Genomic DNA, 17,466 nt, shown 5'->3' with positions numbered 1-17,466 from the left:
AGGAGACTACTCCTCCTCGTTCCCGCCCTCTTCATACGCGCCATACGGCTTCGCAGGCAGAACGATATAGGTGCCTTCAAACACCGCGCCCGGCGTTTCATCGCCGAACAGCTCAACCTGCATTTGTACGCGTGCTTTACGCCCACGCGCCAGACGGTCGAGATCGCCGCCCAGTGCGCCCAGGTCAGCTACCGCGCTCGGCTTGCCGCTGATCGGCGCGCTGTAGCGGATATGGGCATCGGCCAGAATAATGGTGCCGCCGAGATGACGTTCGCGCAGCATCAGCCAGATCAGTCCCCAGCCGGTGAGCGTGGCGAGTGAAAACAGGCTACCGGCAAACAGGGTATGGTGTGGGTTCTGGTTGCCGGTTTCCGGCATGGTGGTAATAAATTTTTGCCCGGTATATTGCTGAATACGCACGCCCATTTTTTCACTGAGCGGAATGTGCTGATACCACGCCTGCTGGAGCTGCCCGCACCAGTCGGCACGATGGAGAATATCGTCCAGGGTGGCGATGGGTTTGATCATCAAAAAGTGACGAATCGGCGTAGTTTGCGGGGCGGTGATTTCCCCCTGATTCACGAAACCAAGCTTGGCAAAGAACTCAACGGCATCTTCACGGGCGCTACAGGTGACGCGCTTGACCCCTTCCTGACGGGCGACGGATTCCAGCGTCATTGCCATTAGCGTTCCGAGGCCTTTGTCCTGCACGGAGGGGTGAACGGCCATAAAGCGGATTGAAGCTTCGTTGTCGGCATTGATATACAAACGCCCCACGGCAACCAGATTGCCCTCTTCATCAACCACCATCTGGTGGTGCGCCATCGCGTCCCAGGCGTCGCGTTCAGACCCTTTAGGTTGATGCAGTGGCTTGCGCAGCATTTCCCAGCGGAAATGGTAATAAACCTCTAACTCTTCTTCCGTTTGCGGTACTCGAAGGTGATACATAGCTGTACTCTCTCTTGTTACCCGCGGCCAGGCCGCCAGTTGGCTCATACCTGGAGCCAGAATGTGACGGGGCCATCGTTCACCAGCGAAACCTGCATATCCGCAGCGAATCGTCCGGTTTGTGTATTCATGTCCTGTTGGCGACACCGCTCAACAAAGTACTCGTAAAGGGCTTCTGCGCGATCCGGTGCCGCGCCCTTCGAAAAACTCGGCCGCATGCCGCGTTCGGTATCCGCAGCCAGCGTAAACTGGGACACCACCAGCACGCTGCCGCCCGCCTGCTGAACGTTCAGGTTCATCTTGCCTTCCGCATCGCTGAAAATGCGGTAGCCCAGCACGCGCTCACACAAGCGGTTGGCTTTTTGTTCGTCGTCATCCTTTTCGACACCCAGGAGCACCAAAAGTCCTGGGCCGATTTCACCCGTCACCTCATCCGCCACGGTGACGCTGGCACGGGTTACGCGCTGAATCAATGCAATCATGGTTGGTCTGCTTCTTGTTGTTTTTCAGCTTCTGCTGCTTTTTTAAGTTCGCGGTAGACCCCGAGAGTGACAGTTATTTCGGCGCCAAGCAAGACGATGCACCACGTCCAGTAGACCCAGACAAACAAAATGGGGATCACCGCCAGTACGCCGTAAATCAGCTGATAAGAGGGGAACATGGTGATATAAAGCGCGAATCCTTTCTTGCCCAACTCAAAAAGCAACGCCGCGACCAGCGCGCCCACCACGGCATCCCGGTTGGGTACGCGCGTAGTTGGCACCACGCTATAAAGCAGCCAGAACGAAAGCCACGATAAAATCAGCGGGAAGATGCGCAGCACGTTATCGATCACGCTGTTTAAATCGCTCGCCCAGCGCAGCGAAAGAAGGTAGGAGCTGATCGCCAGGCTCGCCCCCGCCAGCAAGGGGCCGAGGGTTAAAATCATCCAGTAGACGGCAAAGGAATAGACCTTTGGGCGGACTTTTTTGCTCCGCCAGATGGTATTGAGCGCACTGTCGATGGAGTACATCAGCAGCAGCGCGGTAACAATAAGCCCACACGCCCCCACCGCCGTCATCTTGCTGGAGTTAGCGACAAACTGTTCAATGTAGTTCTGGATCACATCGCCGGTGGCAGGAATAAAGTTTGCGAAAACAAAATGGCGAAGCTGCATGCTCACATCGGCAAACATCGGAAAAGCCGAAAAAAGCGCAAAAATCACCGCCACCAGCGGAACCAGCGAAAGCAAGGACACGTAAGCGAGATTGCCCGCCAGCGTGGTCATGTTGTCCTCATCAATGCGATGCCAGAGGAGTTTCAGCCACGCCCTCAGCGGGCGCGTGTGGTGATTGGCTTTTTGATGAACGGTTTTTAGCATAACTGCTTCGCAAAGTAGTTCGGTATCGTCTCTTTTCCGGTCACCAGAATGGAGGTGATACCTAACTGATTAGACCCTTCTATATTATCGACGTTGTCGTCAAAAAAGACCGCATCCGCTGCCGTGAATCCTTCTTCCTGCAATACCGCCTGATAGATGCGCGCCTCAGGTTTACGCATCCCCATCTCCTGGGAGAGATACACTTTATCTGCCGCCGCGTGAATTTCCGGGTATTCATCCGGCCAGAAGGTGGTATGCAGGCGGTTGGTATTAGACAGCACGACAACGCGATGCCCCTGCTCGCGCAGCTTGTGCATGATGTCGATCACTTCGGGGCGGATCGCGACACATATGGCCTGCCAGCCGTGGGAAAATTGCTCGTAACTTAACGAGAGACCCATTTCCTGACAGAAACGCTCTGCGAACGCTTCGTCGCTGATCTCACCGCGCTCGTGCAAATGGAAAGTCTCACCCATCGCGAAATTCTGCTTTAACGTCGCCAGCGGAACACGGCTAAAATCGCTCCATGCGCCCAGCACCCGGTTAAAATCGATATCGACGATTACATTTCCTAAGTCAAAGATATAAAGCATGTTTATCTCCTTTCGCCGTGGAAAAGTAACTGTAGCGGGAAAGAGAAAGTTTAGCTATGCGCCAGATTCAGCTTAGAGAAAGGAAAGGCCCGAATCGCAATATCGGGCCATAAGACGATCAGCCAGCCTGCTGCTCTTCTCCGGAATTCACTTCGACAACCTCAACCTTGCTGGATTTTAGGTGACTTTGCAGCGCCGGGCCGGGCAGCTCATCGGTGAACAGCGCCGTCGCCTGCGCCACGTTGCCAATTTCAACCGCCGCGGAGGCGTGGTATTTCGTATGATCGGCCGCCAGTAAAATGTGACGGGAGTGGGCAATCATGGTTTTCACCACGCTGGCTTCGTTAACGTCAAATTCCATCATCGCGCCGTCGTGCTCTATCGCCCCCACGCTGGTCACGAGGTAGTCCGCCCGGAAGCCAGACACAAACGCCGTTGCCGCAGGCCCGATAATGCCGCCGTTATGCGGGCGCAGCGTACCGCCAGGTACCATCACCTCAAAACGCGGGTTCTTATAAAGAATGTGCGCCACCCGCAGGCTGTTGGTGATGATGCGCAGATGATTATGATTAAGCAGTGCCCGGGCAACGTGCTCCACGGTCGTCCCGATAGTGATAAAGATGGTCGAGCCATCCGGGATATAGTCCGCAATCGCTTCGGCAATCGCCCGTTTCTCTTCGGTCAGCGAGACTTCACGCTGTTCGAACGCCGTATTGACCACGCTGGATGCCCTGCCCGCACCGCCGTGATGACGGGTGATCAGCCCCTGCTCGCTAAGCTTGCGGATATCCCGGCGCACGGTTTGCGTCGACACATCCAGCAGCTGCGCCAGTTCATCAATGTTCATATAGCCGCGATCGGCAATCAGCGTCAGCAGCTGATCGTGACGCGGATTGCCGGTCAGTTCGGTAAGGCTCATGGGCTGTCCTCTGAAAACCATCACGCCCCGCATTTTATACAAAAAGTGACAAAAAAGAGCGGGTTTGATCACAGTCGGGTATACCCGCGCGCCCGCCGGGCTTTGTGCATTTCAGTGCTGCGACGGCGCTGGCAAAACGCACGGCGTCTGCGGCGGGCAATTTCTGCCCCAGGCTGACCGCCAGCGCACCGTGGAACACGTCGCCCGCCCCGGTGGTATCAATGACCTTCACTTCAAATCCAGGCTGATGACATAGCGCGCCGTTTTCCAGCCAGAAACAGCCGTCTCGCCCCTGCGTGACATATACATGTCCATTTGTGAGCATTTGTGCTTTTTTTAATGCGTCTTCTGTTTCATCCAACTGCGTTAAACGCCGCAGCCCAGGCGCAGAGAAGGCCGCGTGATCGCTTAAGGCGATCAGCTCCGCGATATCCTGCGGGGTAACATCCGCATCCAGCAACGTCGGAACGCCCTGCTGACGGGCCAGAGTAAATGCCTGTTTTGCCCCGTCATGCCAGCGCACGTCGGCTAAGACAATATCCCACTGAGAGAAGTCGATTTCATGCAGCCAGCCTGCCTCGGCGGGCAGATCGGGGCTGGGGTAGTTGGCAATCACTCTTTCCCCACCTGCGTCCACCAGCACCGCCGATTGCGACGATCGGGCTCCCTTAACTACGCGCGTATAGCGGGTGTTCACCCCCAGGGATTCCAGCTCCGCAAGCAACCGTCTGCCGGTATCGTCGTCCCCCACCCGACCAATAAAATCCACTTCCGCGCCCAGTTTCGCGGCTGCCACTGCCGCCGTTGCCGCCGGGCCGCCGCCCACTTCCGTGTAGTCTTTTGCGACATATTTCCCACCTTCTTTTGGTAACTCATCGAGATACCAGATGCGATCCAGCACGGTAATGCCGACACAAACGATGCGAGTCATGGTGATTCCTTCTGCGATTTCTGATGCCTTCATTTTAATTTCACCAAATGTTTAAAAAGTGACCCGTGTCAATTTTTTGACTATAAATTACAAATACGATCAAAAACAGACACCACAAACGCGCAAAAATTGACACGATGTGACAGGAGAGAGGCATGTCAGCAATCGCATTTATCGGCTTAGGACAGATGGGCGCGCCCATGGCGAAGAATCTGTTGAAACAGGGCCACCAGCTTAACGTTTTTGATGTGAACCCGCAGGCGGTTCAGGCGCTGGTAGAGAGCGGCGCCCGGGCGGCGGCAACGCCCGCACAGGCAGCAACGGATGCCGAATTCGTGATCACTATGCTGCCAAACGGCGACCTGGTGCGCAGCGTGCTGTTCGGCGAGCACGGCGTGTGCGAAGGGTTGTCCCGCGACGCGCTGGTCATTGATATGTCCACCATTCACCCGCTGCAAACCGACGCGCTGATCCGCGACATGGCAGAGCAAGGCTTCAGCCTGATGGACGTGCCCGTCGGGCGCACCTCTGATCATGCCATCGCCGGTACGCTACTCCTGCTGGCAGGCGGCACGGCAGAGCAGGTTGAGCGCGCCACCCCCGTCTTAATGGCGATGGGTAATGAACTGATTAACGCCGGCGGGCCGGGAATGGGCATCCGCGTGAAGCTCATCAATAACTACATGAGCATCGCCCTGAACGCCCTTTCCGCCGAGGCCGCCGTACTGTGCGAAGCGCTTGGCCTCTCCTTTGACGTGGCGCTCAAGGTGATGAGCGGCACACCTGCGGGCAAAGGCCACTTCACCACGTCATGGCCGAACAAGGTGCTGAAAGGGGATCTTTCACCCGCCTTCATGATCGACCTTGCGCATAAGGATCTGGGGATCGCCCTCGACGTGGCCAACCAGCTGCATGTCCCAATGCCGCTGGGCGCGGCTTCACGAGAAGTTTACAACCAGGCACGCGCCGCCGGGCGCGGGCGCGAAGACTGGACAGCCATTCTTGAACAGGTTCGCGCATCTGCCGGGCTGAAAAAATCACACTGATACGAAAGGACTGAGGAATGACGATGTACACCCTGAAAGATATCACCCGACCTTCCGGCGGTTTTGCGATGCTGGCCGTGGATCAGCGCGAAGCGATGCGCCTGATGTTTGCGGCGGCAGGCGCGCCGGTACCGGTAACCGACCAGCACCTGACGGATTTTAAAGTCAACGCGGCAAAAATTCTGTCGCCGTACGCCTCTGCGATCCTCGTCGACCAGCAGTTCTGCTATCGCCAGATTGTCGAGCAGCGGGCCGTGGCCAAAAGCTGCGCGATGATTGTGGCAGCCGACGAGTTTATTCCGGGGAACGGTATTCCGGTCGACAGCGTGGTGATCGACAAGAGCATTGACGCGCAGGCGGTCAAACGCGACGGCGGCAAGGCGCTGAAGCTGCTGGTGCTGTGGCGCAGCGATGAAGATCCGCAGCAGCGCCTGGAGATGGTGAAAGCGTTCAATACGCTGTGCCACGATAACGGTCTGTTGAGCATTATCGAGCCGGTTGTGCGTCCACCGCGCCGCGGCGCCGCGTTTGACCGCGAGCAGGCGATTATCGATGCGGCCAAAGAGCTGGGCGACAGCGGTGCCGACCTCTACAAAGTGGAAATGCCGCTGTTTGGTAAGGGCACGCAGCAGGAGCTGCTGGCGGCCTCGCAGAAGCTGAACGAGAACATCGCCATGCCGTGGGTGATCCTCTCCTCCGGCGTGGACGATAAGTTATTCCCGCGCGCGGTGAGCGTGGCGATGCAGGCGGGGGCATCGGGCTTTTTAGCCGGTCGCGCCGTCTGGTCCTCTGTGATTGGCCTGCCGGACACCGAGCTGATGCTGCGTGATATTTCCGTACCAAAACTTCAGCGTCTGGGTGAGATCGTCGACGAAATGATGGCTCGCCGTTAAGAAAGGATCCGAACATGAAATGGTTTAATACCCTGAGCCATAATCGCTGGCTCGAACAAGAGACCGACCGCATTCTCGATTTCGGTAAAAACGCCGCCGTACCGACCGGCTTTGGCTGGCTGGGCAATAACGGGCAGGTGCGTAGCGATATGGGCACCCATCTGTGGATCACCGCCCGCATGCTGCACGTTTACGCGGTGGCGGCGAACATGGGACGTCCTGGTGCGTACGCCCTGGTTGAGCACGGCATTAATGCCCTGAACGGTCCGCTGCGCGACAAGCAGCACGGTGGCTGGTACGCCTGCGTAAACGATGAAGGCGTGATTGATGCGTCCAAGCAGGGCTATCAGCATTTCTTCGTCCTGCTGGGCGCGGCGAGCGCCGTCACCACCGGCCATCCGCAGGCACGCAAGTTGCTGGACGACGCCATCGAGGTGATTGAGCGCTACTTCTGGAGCGAACAGGAGCAGATGTGCCTGGAGTCCTGGGATGAAGCCTTCAGCAAAACGGAAGATTACCGCGGCGGTAACGCCAACATGCACGCCGTGGAAGCCTTCCTGATCGTTTATGACGTGACCCACGACCGTAAATGGCTCGACCGCGCCCTGCGCATCGCCTCGGTGATTATTCACGACGTGGCGCGCAAAGGGGAGTACCGCGTTAACGAGCATTTCGACACCAACTGGAACCCGATCCGCGACTACAACATCGATAACCCCGCCCACCGCTTCCGCGCCTACGGCGGCACGCCGGGGCACTGGATTGAGTGGGGTCGCCTGATGCTGCACCTGCGCGCCGCCCTGGAAGCGCGCTTTGAAACCCCGCCGGAATGGCTGCTGGAAGATGCGAAAGGCCTGTTCCACGCCACCATCCGGGACGCCTGGGCACCCGACGGGGCCGATGGATTTGTCTACTCCGTGGGCTGGGACGGTAAACCTATCGTCCGCGAACGCGTGCGCTGGCCAATCGTCGAAGCGATGGGTACGGCTTACGCGCTCTACACCGTCACCGGTGAGGCGCAGTACGAAGCCTGGTATCAGAAGTGGTGGGATTACTGCATCAAGTACCTGATGGATTACGAAAACGGTTCATGGTGGCAGGAGCTGGACACCAATAACGAAGTGACCACCAAAGTCTGGGACGGCAAGCAGGATATTTACCATCTGCTGCACTGCCTGGTGATCCCCCGCCTGCCGCTGGCGCCGGGCTTAGCGCCTGCCGTAGCCGCCGGATTACTGGATAGCCTGGCCAAATAATAAAGACGGAGTTTTTATGCGTACCCTACACAATATTGACCTGAAAAATAACGAAAGTGGTTTTTCCCTGCGCTGGCAGGACCGTCTGATTTTATCCCACTCTGCGGATGCCCCTTGCCTGTGGATCGGCGCAGGTGAGGCGGATATCGAGATGTTTCGCGGCAACTTCAGCATCAAAGACAAGCTCAACGAAAAGATTGCCCTGACGAACGCGACCGTTACGCAGCAAAGCACGGGCTGGGCAATCCGCTTTACCCGCGGCGACGCGGTGAGCGAGACACTGCTGGTGGGCGTAGATGCTGAAGGCCGTCTGGAGCTGAAGCTGAAAAATGACGCCGCCAGCCATAACCGCATCTGGCTGCGGCTGGCAGCTCAGCCTGACGATCATATTTACGGCTGCGGCGAGCAGTTCTCGTATTTCGATCTGCGCGGCAAGCCGTTTCCGCTGTGGACCAGCGAGCAGGGCGTGGGCCGCAATAAGCAGACCTACGTCACCTGGCAGGCCGACTGCAAAGAGAACGCGGGCGGCGATTACTACTGGACCTTCTTCCCGCAGCCTACCTTCGTGAGCACCCAGAAGTACTACTGCCACGTGGATAACAGCTGTTATATGAACTTCGACTTCAGCGCGCCGGACTTCCACGAGCTGGCGTTCTGGGAAGATAACGCCACGCTGCGCTTCGAATGCGCAGAAACCTACGTCGATCTGCTGGAAAAACTGACCGGCCTGCTGGGGCGTCAGCCTGAACTGCCGGACTGGGTTTACGACGGCGTGACGCTGGGTATTCAGGGTGGCACCGAGGTGTGTCAGCAGAAGCTCGACGCCATGCGCGAGGGCGGCGTGAAGGTGAACGGCATCTGGGCGCAGGACTGGTCCGGCATCCGGATGACCTCCTTCGGCAAACGCGTGATGTGGAACTGGAAGTGGAACAGCGCGCTCTATCCGCAGCTTGATGAGCGGATTGCGCAGTGGAAACAGGAAGGCGTGCAGTTCCTCTCCTATATCAACCCGTACGTCGCCAGCGATAAAGATCTCTGCGAAGAGGCGGCGAAACGCGGCTATCTGACCAAAAACGCCAACGGCGAGGATTACCACGTTGAGTTCGGCGAATTCTACGCGGGCGTTATCGACCTGACCAACCCGGCAGCCTACGGCTGGTACAAAGAGGTCATCAAAAAGAACCTGATCGAACTGGGCTGCGGCGGCTGGATGGCCGATTTCGGGGAATATCTGCCGACCGATACCTTCCTGCACAACGGCGTTAGCGCGGAGATCATGCATAACGCCTGGCCTGCCCTGTGGGCGAAATGTAACTACGAAGCACTGGAGGAGACCGGCAAGCTCGGGGAGATCCTGTTCTTCATGCGCGCGGGCTACACCGGCAGCCAGAAGCACTCGGTGATGATGTGGGCGGGGGATCAGAACGTCGACTGGAGCCTGGACGATGGTCTGGCGTCCGTCGTACCGGCGGCGCTGTCTCTGGCGATGACCGGGCACGGGCTGCACCACAGCGACATTGGCGGCTATACGACGCTGTTCGAGATGAAGCGCAGCAAAGAGCTGCTGCTGCGCTGGTGCGATTTCAGCGCCTTTACGCCGATGATGCGTACCCACGAGGGCAATCGCCCTGGCGACAACTGGCAGTTCGACGGCGACGCCGAAACCATCGCGCACTTCGCGCGCATGACCACCGTGTTCACCACCCTGAAGCCGTATATCAAAGCTGCGGTTGCGCAGAACGCGAAAAGCGGCCTGCCGGTGATGCGTCCGCTGTTCCTGCACTACGAGGACGACGCGCGCGCCTACACGCTGAAATACCAGTACCTGTTTGGCCGCGATCTGCTGGTGGCCCCGGTTCATGAAGAGGGACGCCGCGACTGGTCGCTCTATCTGCCGCAGGACAGCTGGGTCAATGCGTGGACGGGGGAAACCTGCCAGGGCGGTGACGTGACCGTTGATGCCCCGCTCGGCAAACCGCCGGTCTTCTATCGCCAGCAAAGCGAATGGGCAGATCTGTTTAGCACCTTACGTCATATCTGATAAGGCTCGCCCGCGGGGAAACCTGCGGGCAGACGGAGAACAATAATGAGTCAACATACTTCTGACCCGGCAACCCTGCGCCTGCCGTTTAAAGAAAAACTCGCCTACGGGATGGGCGATCTCGGCTCTAACATCCTGCTGGATATCGGCACGCTGTATCTGCTGAAGTTCTACACCGACGTGCTGGGACTGCCCGGTACCTACGGGGGGATTATCTTCCTGATTGCGAAGTTTTTTACCGCCTTCACCGATATGGGCACCGGGATCATGCTCGACTCCCGGCGCAAGATTGGCCCGAAAGGGAAATTCCGCCCGTTCGTGCTGTATGCAGCCTTCCCTGTGACGCTGCTGGCGATTGCCAACTTCGTCGGCACACCGTTTGAGATGACCGGCAAAACGGTGATGGCAACGGTGCTGTTCATGCTGTACGGCTTGTTCTTCAGCATGATGAACTGCTCTTACGGCGCGATGGTGCCCGCCATTACCAAAAACCCGGACGAGCGAGCCTCGCTGGCGGCCTGGCGTCAGGGCGGCGCCACGCTCGGCCTGCTGCTCTGTACCGTGGGCTTTGTCCCGGTGATGAACCTCATTGAGGGCAATGACCAGCTTGGCTACATCTTTGCCGCCACCCTCTTCTCGCTGTTCGGGTTGTTCTTTATGTGGTGGTGCTATAAAGGCGTAACCGAGCGTTACGTTGAGACGCAACCTGCTAACCCGGCGCAGAAACCGGGGCTGTTGCAGTCGTTTCGCGCCATCGCCGGGAACCGTCCGCTGTTTATCCTGTGCATCGCTAACCTGTGCACGCTGGGTGCCTTTAACGTCAAACTCGCCATTCAGGTCTACTACACGCAGTACGTGCTGAACGACCCGATCCTGCTGTCGTACATGGGCTTCTTCAGCATGGGCTGTATTTTTATCGGCGTCTTTATGATGCCTGGCGCGGTGCGGCGCTTTGGTAAGAAAAAGGTCTATATCAGCGGGCTGGCAATTTGGGTGGCAGGCGATCTGCTTAACTACTTCTTCGGCGGCGGCTCGGTGAGCTTTGTGGCGTTCTCCTGTCTGGCGTTCTTCGGTTCCGCGTTCGTGAACAGCCTGAACTGGGCGCTGGTCTCCGATACCGTGGAGTACGGCGAGTGGCGCACCGGCGTACGCTCCGAGGGGACGGTCTATACCGGCTTTACCTTCTTCCGCAAGGTATCGCAGGCGCTGGCGGGCTTCTTCCCGGGGATCATGCTTACGCAGATTGGCTATGTGCCCAACGTGGTGCAATCCGCCGGCACGGTTGAAGGGCTGCGGCAGCTGATATTTATCTACCCGAGCCTGCTGGCGGTCATCACCATCGTGGCGATGGGCTGCTTCTACAACCTCAACGAGAAGATGTATGTGCGCATCGTGGAAGAAATTGAGCTGCGCAAACGTACGGCATAAATGACGTGATTGAGCGCCCTGCGGGGCGCTTTGAGGATCGACCATGACACACAATACTGATCCGTTAACCCTGAAATTGAGCCTGCGAGAGAAGTGCGCCTACGGGATGGGCGATTTTGGCTCGAACCTGATGCTCTGTATTGGCACGCTGTATCTGCTGAAGTTTTACACGGACGAGCTGGGCATGCCCGCGTTCTACGGCGGCATCATTTTTCTGGTCGCCAAGTTCTTTACCGCGTTTACCGACATGCTGACCGGGGTGCTGCTGGACTCCCGGCGTAATATCGGCGCGCGGGGGAAATTCCGGCCATTCATTCTCTACGCCTCCGTCCCGGTGGCGCTGGTGGCCACGGCGCAGTTTATGGCCAACGACTTTAGCCTGACGGTGAAAACGGCCCTCGCCACCGTGCTCTTCATGATGTTTGGCCTCTGCTACAGCCTGATGAACTGCGCCTACGGTGCAATGGTTCCGGCCATCACCAAAAACCCGAACGAGCGCGCGCAGCTTGCGGCGTGGCGTCAGGGCGGCGCAACGGTAGGACTGTTGCTCTGCACCGTCGGCTTTATGCCGATTCAGGCGCTGTTCGTCAGCCAGCCCTCACTCGGCTATCTGGTGGCCGCGCTGGTGTTCGTCACCGGGGGGCTGTTCTGCATGTGGTGGTGCTACAGCGGGGTGAAAGAGCGCTACGTCGAGCTTACGCCCGATCACCATAAGCCCGGCATTCTGAAATCATTCTGCGCAATTTTCCGCAATCCGCCGCTGCTGGTGCTGTGCATCGCCAACCTCTGTACCCTCGCCGCGTTTAACATCAAGCTGGCGATCCAGGTCTATTACACCCAGTACGTGCTGAACGATCTGCATCTCCTGTCGTGGATGGGCTTTTTCAGTATGGGCTGCATTCTGATTGGCGTGTTTCTGGTGCCCGGTGCGGTAAAGCGCTTTGGCAAGAAACCGGTCTATCTGGGCGGGCTGGCGCTGTGGGCGGTGGGCGACGTGCTGAATTTCTTCTGGGGGACCAGCTCCCTGCTGTTTGTGCTCTTTTCCTGCATGGCCTTCTTCGGCACGGCGTTTGTGAACAGCCTGAACTGGGCGCTGGTGCCGGATACGGTTGATTACGGCGAGTGGAAAACCGGGATTCGCGCCGAAGGGTCGGTGTATACCGGCTATACCTTCTCGCGCAAAATCTCCGCGGCGCTCGCCGGTTTTCTGCCCGGTATCATGCTGACCCAGATTGGCTACGTTCCCCATGCCGTGCAGAGCGCGGGCACGCTGCTGGGTTTGCGTCAGCTGATTTTCCTCTGGCCGTGCGGCCTGGCGATCGTTGCTGCCGTGACCATGGGGCTGTTTTATAAACTCAACGAAGCGCGCTTCGCCTTTATTATCGAGGAGATTGGAAAACGGAAAAAACAGACAGCAAATACCCCTGAGATAACCACCAACAATAAAGCGTCAGCAGTCACTTTATAACTATAAATCCGGCCAATATGTCCTTCCTGTTAATCAGGAGGGAGGCCTTTCTGTACCTGATACATGGACAAATTATGAATAGAATCATCACCGTACTGATCGTGTCGTCTGTGTCCTGCCCGGTTTTTGCCGGGGCCTATGTCGAAACGCGCGAAGCGTACAATACGGCCTCTGAGCTGCACGAGGTGATCCTGCGTGCGGGCTATAACTTCGATATGGGCGCGGGGCTGATGTTCACCAACGCTTATAACGTGGGGAAATGGGACGAACTGAAGCACAGCTATAACGAAATCGAGGGTTGGTATCCGCTCTTCAAACCGACCGACAAACTCACCTTCCAGCCCGGCGGCTTGATCAATGACAGCAGCGCAGGATCGGGTGGAGCACTCTATTTAGATACTAACTATAAATTTACGGACTGGTTCAATCTGACGTTCCGCTATCGCTATAACCATAACAATTACGATACGCCGGACTATAACGGGCAGATGGATAAAAACGACACGCACGAATTCGCCAACTACTGGAATTTCAAAGTGACGGATGCGTTTTTCTACACCTTTGAGCCGCACTTTTTCCAGCGGGTGAATGATTACCACAGCAAAAATGGCAAAGATCATCACTGGGAAATTACCAACAAGTTCAGCTATAAAATCGACAGAAACTGGCTGCCGTACCTCGAACTCCAGTGGCTGGACCGATGGAATGATTACAACCGCGAGCAGTACCGGATTCGGTTAGGGTTACGTTATTCCTTCTAATAAAAAAGCCGCTGATCGCTCAGCGGCTTTTCGTTGCCGGGTGGCGCTTGCGCTTTACCCGGCCTACGGCATAACCGAATTACTCTTCTTTCGCACCGCGCATAGCACGTTTACGATCGTTCTCGGTCAGGTGACGTTTACGGATACGAATTGACTGAGGCGTCACTTCTACCAGTTCGTCATCATCGATGAATTCCAGAGCCTGCTCCAGCGTCATCTTGATCGGTGGAACCAGAACCGTTGCTTCGTCAGTACCGGACGCACGCATGTTGGTCAGTTTCTTACCGGTCAGGCAGTTTACCGTCAGGTCGTTAGAACGGCTGTGAATACCGATGATTTGGCCTTCGTAAACTTCAGCACCGTGACCCAGGAACAGCTTACCGCGATCCTGCAGACCGAACAGCGCAAACGCAACCGCTTTACCCTGACCGTTGGAGATCAGTACGCCGTTGTTACGCTGGCCCACTTCGCCCGGACGGATGTCGTCATAGTGGCTGAAGGTGGAGTACAGCAGGCCGGTACCGGAGGTCATGGTCATGAACTCAGAACGGAAGCCGATCAGGCCACGGCTTGGGATCACGTAGTCGAGACGTACGCGGCCTTTGCCATCTGGATTCATGTTTTTCAGGTCGCCTTTACGCTCACCCAGTGCCTGCATGACAGAACCCTGGTGCTGCTCTTCAACGTCCAGCGTTACGTTTTCGAATGGCTCTTGTTTACGGCCATCGATTTCGCGGAAGATAACTTTCGGACGGGATACCGCCATCTCGAAACCTTCACGACGCATGTTCTCAATCAGAACAGACAGGTGCAGCTCACCACGACCGGAAACGCGGAATGCATCAGCGTCTTCGGTTTCTTCAACGCGCAGCGCAACGTTATGCACCAGCTCTTTGTTCAGGCGGTCAAGGATCTGACGAGAGGTAACGAACTTACCTTCTTTACCACAGAACGGAGAGGTGTTGACGTTGAAGAACATGGATACGGTTGGTTCATCAACGGACAGGGCTGGCAGCGCTTCGACGTTCTGCGGATCGCAGATGGTGTCGGAGATGTTCAGTTCACCCAGACCGGTAATAGCGATGATGTCGCCCGCTTCAGCGATGTCGCTCTCGATACGCTCAAGACCCAGGTGAGTCAGTACTTTACCGACTTTACCGTTACGGGTTTTGCCTTCGCTATCGATGATAGTGACCTGCTGGTTAGGCTTCACTTTACCGCGCTTGATACGACCAATGCCGATTACGCCAACATAGTTGTTGTAGTCGAGCTGGGAGATCTGCATTTGCAGGGTGCCTTCCAGGTCAACGTTTGGCGCAGGAACACGGTCAACAATCGTCTGGTACAGCGGAGTCATGTCTTCCGCCATGTCTTCGTGATCCAGACCGGCGATACCGTTCAGCGCAGACGCATAAACGATAGGGAAGTCCAGCTGTTCGTCGGTCGCGTCGAGGTTAACGAACAGGTCGAAGACCTGGTCAACAACCCAGTCAGGACGCGCGCCAGGACGGTCAACCTTGTTGATCACAACGATAGGTTTCAGGCCGTGGGCAAATGCTTTTTTGGTCACGAAGCGCGTTTGCGGCATAGGGCCATCAAATGCGTCAACCACCAGCAGCACGGAATCCACCATGGACATCACGCGCTCAACTTCACCACCGAAGTCGGCGTGCCCTGGGGTATCAACGATGTTGATACGGTAGTCATTCCATTTGATAGCGGTGTTTTTGGCGAGGATGGTAATCCCACGCTCTTTCTCCAAATCGTTGGAGTCCATCACACGCTCTTGAGTTTCGGCACGAGCATCAAACGTACCGGACTGCTGTAGCAGCTTGTCAACCAGGGTAGTTTTACCATGGTCGACGTGCGCGATGATGGCGATATTACGCAATTTTTCGATCACAACTTTGCCTCAGGCATTTAGAAATAGCGCGTTATTGTACACGGATTAATCGCACTACAAAACAGGATCACAAACATCCCCCGCAAACAAGTATTGCAGAGATGCTTTGTGATCGCTTTCACGGAGCGGTAAAAGGGCACTTTAACGTAAATTGCACCAATATGGTGCTCAATGTTCACACTGAAGCACTATAATGGTGCAACGAATCCAATGTGGTGCAGCCCTTCTGCACTATGGTGCGCATGATAACGCCTTTTTGGGGTGTTTTAAAAGTTGGCACAGATTTCGCTTTACAGAAATACAGTAAAAATATGGCAGCCCAGCCGATTTGAAGACCTCGTTACCACGACGACAATGACCAATCTGGAGAGTTAAGTATGTCCGCTGAACACGTTTTGACGATGCTGAACGAACATGAAGTGAAGTTTGTTGATCTGCGCTTCACCGATACCAAAGGTAAAGAACAGCACGTCACGATCCCTGCTCATCAGGTGAACGCCGAATTCTTTGAAGAAGGCAAAATGTTTGACGGCTCCTCCATTGGCGGCTGGAAAGGCATTAACGAATCCGACATGGTTCTGATGCCAGATGCAACCACTGCGCTCATTGACCCGTTCTACGAAGAACCTACGCTGATCATCCGCTGCGATATCCTGGAACCTGGCACGCTGCAAGGCTATGACCGTGACCCACGCTCCATCGCAAAACGCGCTGAAGAGTACCTGCGTTCTACCGGTATTGCAGACACCGTTCTGTTCGGGCCAGAGCCAGAGTTCTTCCTGTTCGACGACATCCGTTTTGGTGCTTCCATTTCTGGCTCCCACGTCGCTATCGATGACATCGAAGGCGCATGGAACTCTTCCACCAAGTACGAAGGTGGTAACAAAGGTCACCGTCCGGGCGTGAAAGGCGGTTACTTCCCGGTTCCTCCGGTCGATTCTTCACAGGACATCCGTTCTACCATGTGTCTGATCATGGAAGAGATGGGCCTGGTTGTTGAAGCGCACCACCACGAAGTGGCAACGGCTGGCCAGAACGAGATCGCTACCCGCTTCAACACCATGACCAAAAAAGCGGATGAGATTCAGATCTACAAATACGTTGTGCACAATGTTGCGCACCGTTTCGGTAAAACCGCGACCTTCATGCCAAAACCCATGTTTGGCGACAACGGTTCCGGCATGCACTGCCACATGTCCCTGTCCAAGAACGGTACTAACCTGTTCTCTGGCGACAAGTACGCGGGTCTGTCCGAGCAGGCGCTGCACTACATCGGTGGTGTTATCAAACACGCTAAAGCGATCAACGCCCTGGCGAACCCAACCACTAACTCCTACAAGCGTCTGGTCCCTGGCTACGAAGCACCAGTAATGCTGGCGTACTCTGCCCGTAACCGTTCTGCTTCTATCCGTATCCCGGTGGTTGCGTCTCCGAAAGCGCGTCGTATCGAAGTGCGCTTCCCGGACCCGGCGGCTAACCCATACCTGTGCTTCGCAGCACTGCTGATGGCCGGTCTGGACGGTATCAAGAACAAGATCCACCCGGGCGAAGCCATGGACAAAAACCTGTACGACCTGCCGCCAGAAGAAGCGAAAGAGATCCCACAGGTTGCCGGCTCTCTGGAAGAAGCCCTCCAGGCGCTGGACGCAGACCGCGAGTTCCTGACCGCTGGCGGCGTGTTCACCGATGAAGCTATCGACGCTTACATCGCGCTGCGTACCGAAGAAAACGACCGCGTTCGCATGACGCCGCACCCGGTTGAGTTCGAACTGTACTACAGCGTTTAATTGATTTGTTTTACCCGGCGCATACGCGTCGGGAGTCGTTGCCGTGGAAACTTTAGCCCATCTTCGGATGGGCTTTTTTCTCCACCAACAACCTGATCTCACGCGCTTTTTACCTCTAAAACGCTATACTGC

At 56.4% G+C, this 17,466-nt stretch carries 15 protein-coding genes; 8 read left to right on the top strand and 7 right to left on the bottom strand.

Annotated elements, in window-relative coordinates:
* Positions 1–6 precede the first annotated feature (6 nt).
* The 6 genes from fabY to C3451_RS19350 all read right to left on the bottom strand — a co-directional run bounded on the left by fabY (position 7) and on the right by C3451_RS19350 (position 4,751).
* The gene (gene fabY, locus C3451_RS19375; protein WP_022649838.1) at positions 7–948 is read right to left on the bottom strand and encodes a fatty acid biosynthesis protein FabY; all 942 of its coding nucleotides are present in this window, start codon (positions 946–948) and stop codon (positions 7–9) included.
* Between the two features lie 44 nt (positions 949–992).
* Positions 993–1,430 carry a D-aminoacyl-tRNA deacylase gene (dtd, locus tag C3451_RS19370; protein ID WP_015569909.1) on the bottom strand — a complete coding sequence of 146 codons (438 nt, stop codon included), beginning with the start codon at positions 1,428–1,430 and terminating at the stop codon, positions 993–995.
* The gene (locus tag C3451_RS19365) at positions 1,427–2,308 is read right to left on the bottom strand and encodes a virulence factor BrkB family protein (protein WP_023298923.1); all 882 of its coding nucleotides are present in this window, start codon (positions 2,306–2,308) and stop codon (positions 1,427–1,429) included. The genes dtd and C3451_RS19365 overlap by 4 nt, the downstream gene beginning before the upstream one ends.
* On the bottom strand, positions 2,302–2,901 hold the full coding sequence (gene yihX / locus C3451_RS19360; protein WP_124304380.1) for a glucose-1-phosphatase: 600 nt from the start codon (positions 2,899–2,901) through the stop codon (positions 2,302–2,304). Before yihX ends, C3451_RS19365 begins: the two co-directional genes overlap by 7 nt.
* A 118-nt stretch (positions 2,902–3,019) precedes the next feature.
* The gene (locus tag C3451_RS19355) at positions 3,020–3,820 is read right to left on the bottom strand and encodes a DeoR/GlpR family DNA-binding transcription regulator (RefSeq protein WP_023298924.1); all 801 of its coding nucleotides are present in this window, start codon (positions 3,818–3,820) and stop codon (positions 3,020–3,022) included.
* A 34-nt stretch (positions 3,821–3,854) separates the two neighbouring features.
* Positions 3,855–4,751, bottom strand: a complete 897-nt coding sequence (locus C3451_RS19350; protein ID WP_045620870.1) for a sugar kinase — start codon at positions 4,749–4,751, stop codon at positions 3,855–3,857.
* Between the two features lie 155 nt (positions 4,752–4,906).
* Between C3451_RS19350 and yihU the strand changes: the two genes are divergently transcribed.
* The 7 genes from yihU to ompL all read left to right on the top strand — a co-directional run bounded on the left by yihU (position 4,907) and on the right by ompL (position 13,644).
* Positions 4,907–5,797 carry a sulfolactaldehyde 3-reductase gene (gene yihU, locus C3451_RS19345; protein WP_022649844.1) on the top strand — a complete coding sequence of 297 codons (891 nt, stop codon included), beginning with the start codon at positions 4,907–4,909 and terminating at the stop codon, positions 5,795–5,797.
* Positions 5,798–5,814: 17 nt separating this feature from the next.
* Positions 5,815–6,690, top strand: a complete 876-nt coding sequence (gene yihT, locus C3451_RS19340; protein ID WP_023298926.1) for a sulfofructosephosphate aldolase — start codon at positions 5,815–5,817, stop codon at positions 6,688–6,690.
* 14 nt (positions 6,691–6,704) lie between these two features.
* Positions 6,705–7,946, top strand: a complete 1,242-nt coding sequence (yihS, locus tag C3451_RS19335; protein ID WP_022649846.1) for a sulfoquinovose isomerase — start codon at positions 6,705–6,707, stop codon at positions 7,944–7,946.
* 16 nt (positions 7,947–7,962) lie between these two features.
* Positions 7,963–9,987, top strand: coding sequence for an alpha-glucosidase (locus C3451_RS19330; protein ID WP_063139308.1), 2,025 nt, complete (start codon positions 7,963–7,965; stop codon positions 9,985–9,987).
* 45 nt (positions 9,988–10,032) lie between these two features.
* A complete protein-coding gene (locus C3451_RS19325; protein ID WP_022649848.1) occupies positions 10,033–11,415 on the top strand; it encodes an MFS transporter in 1,383 nt (460 codons plus the stop codon).
* Positions 11,416–11,458: 43 nt separating this feature from the next.
* A complete protein-coding gene (locus C3451_RS19320; RefSeq protein WP_022649849.1) occupies positions 11,459–12,883 on the top strand; it encodes an MFS transporter in 1,425 nt (474 codons plus the stop codon).
* A 74-nt stretch (positions 12,884–12,957) separates the two neighbouring features.
* A complete protein-coding gene (gene ompL, locus C3451_RS19315; RefSeq protein ID WP_032626918.1) occupies positions 12,958–13,644 on the top strand; it encodes a porin OmpL in 687 nt (228 codons plus the stop codon).
* A gap of 79 nt (positions 13,645–13,723) precedes the next feature.
* On the opposite strand, the gene typA is transcribed toward ompL, so the two are convergent.
* Positions 13,724–15,547, bottom strand: a complete 1,824-nt coding sequence (gene typA, locus C3451_RS19310) for a ribosome-dependent GTPase TypA (protein WP_022649851.1) — start codon at positions 15,545–15,547, stop codon at positions 13,724–13,726.
* 377 nt (positions 15,548–15,924) lie between these two features.
* Between typA and glnA the strand changes: the two genes are divergently transcribed.
* Positions 15,925–17,334 (top strand): glutamate--ammonia ligase, encoded by a 1,410-nt coding sequence (glnA, locus tag C3451_RS19305; RefSeq protein WP_003861925.1) that lies wholly within the window; start codon positions 15,925–15,927, stop codon positions 17,332–17,334.
* Positions 17,335–17,466 lie beyond the last annotated feature (132 nt).

It is taken from the genome of Enterobacter sp. 301B (genome assembly GCF_003850715.1).
Classification (GTDB): domain Bacteria; phylum Pseudomonadota; class Gammaproteobacteria; order Enterobacterales; family Enterobacteriaceae; genus Enterobacter; species Enterobacter intestinihominis.
Note: the sequence above shows the minus strand (reverse complement) of the source record. Positions and strands in the feature narration are given on the sequence as shown.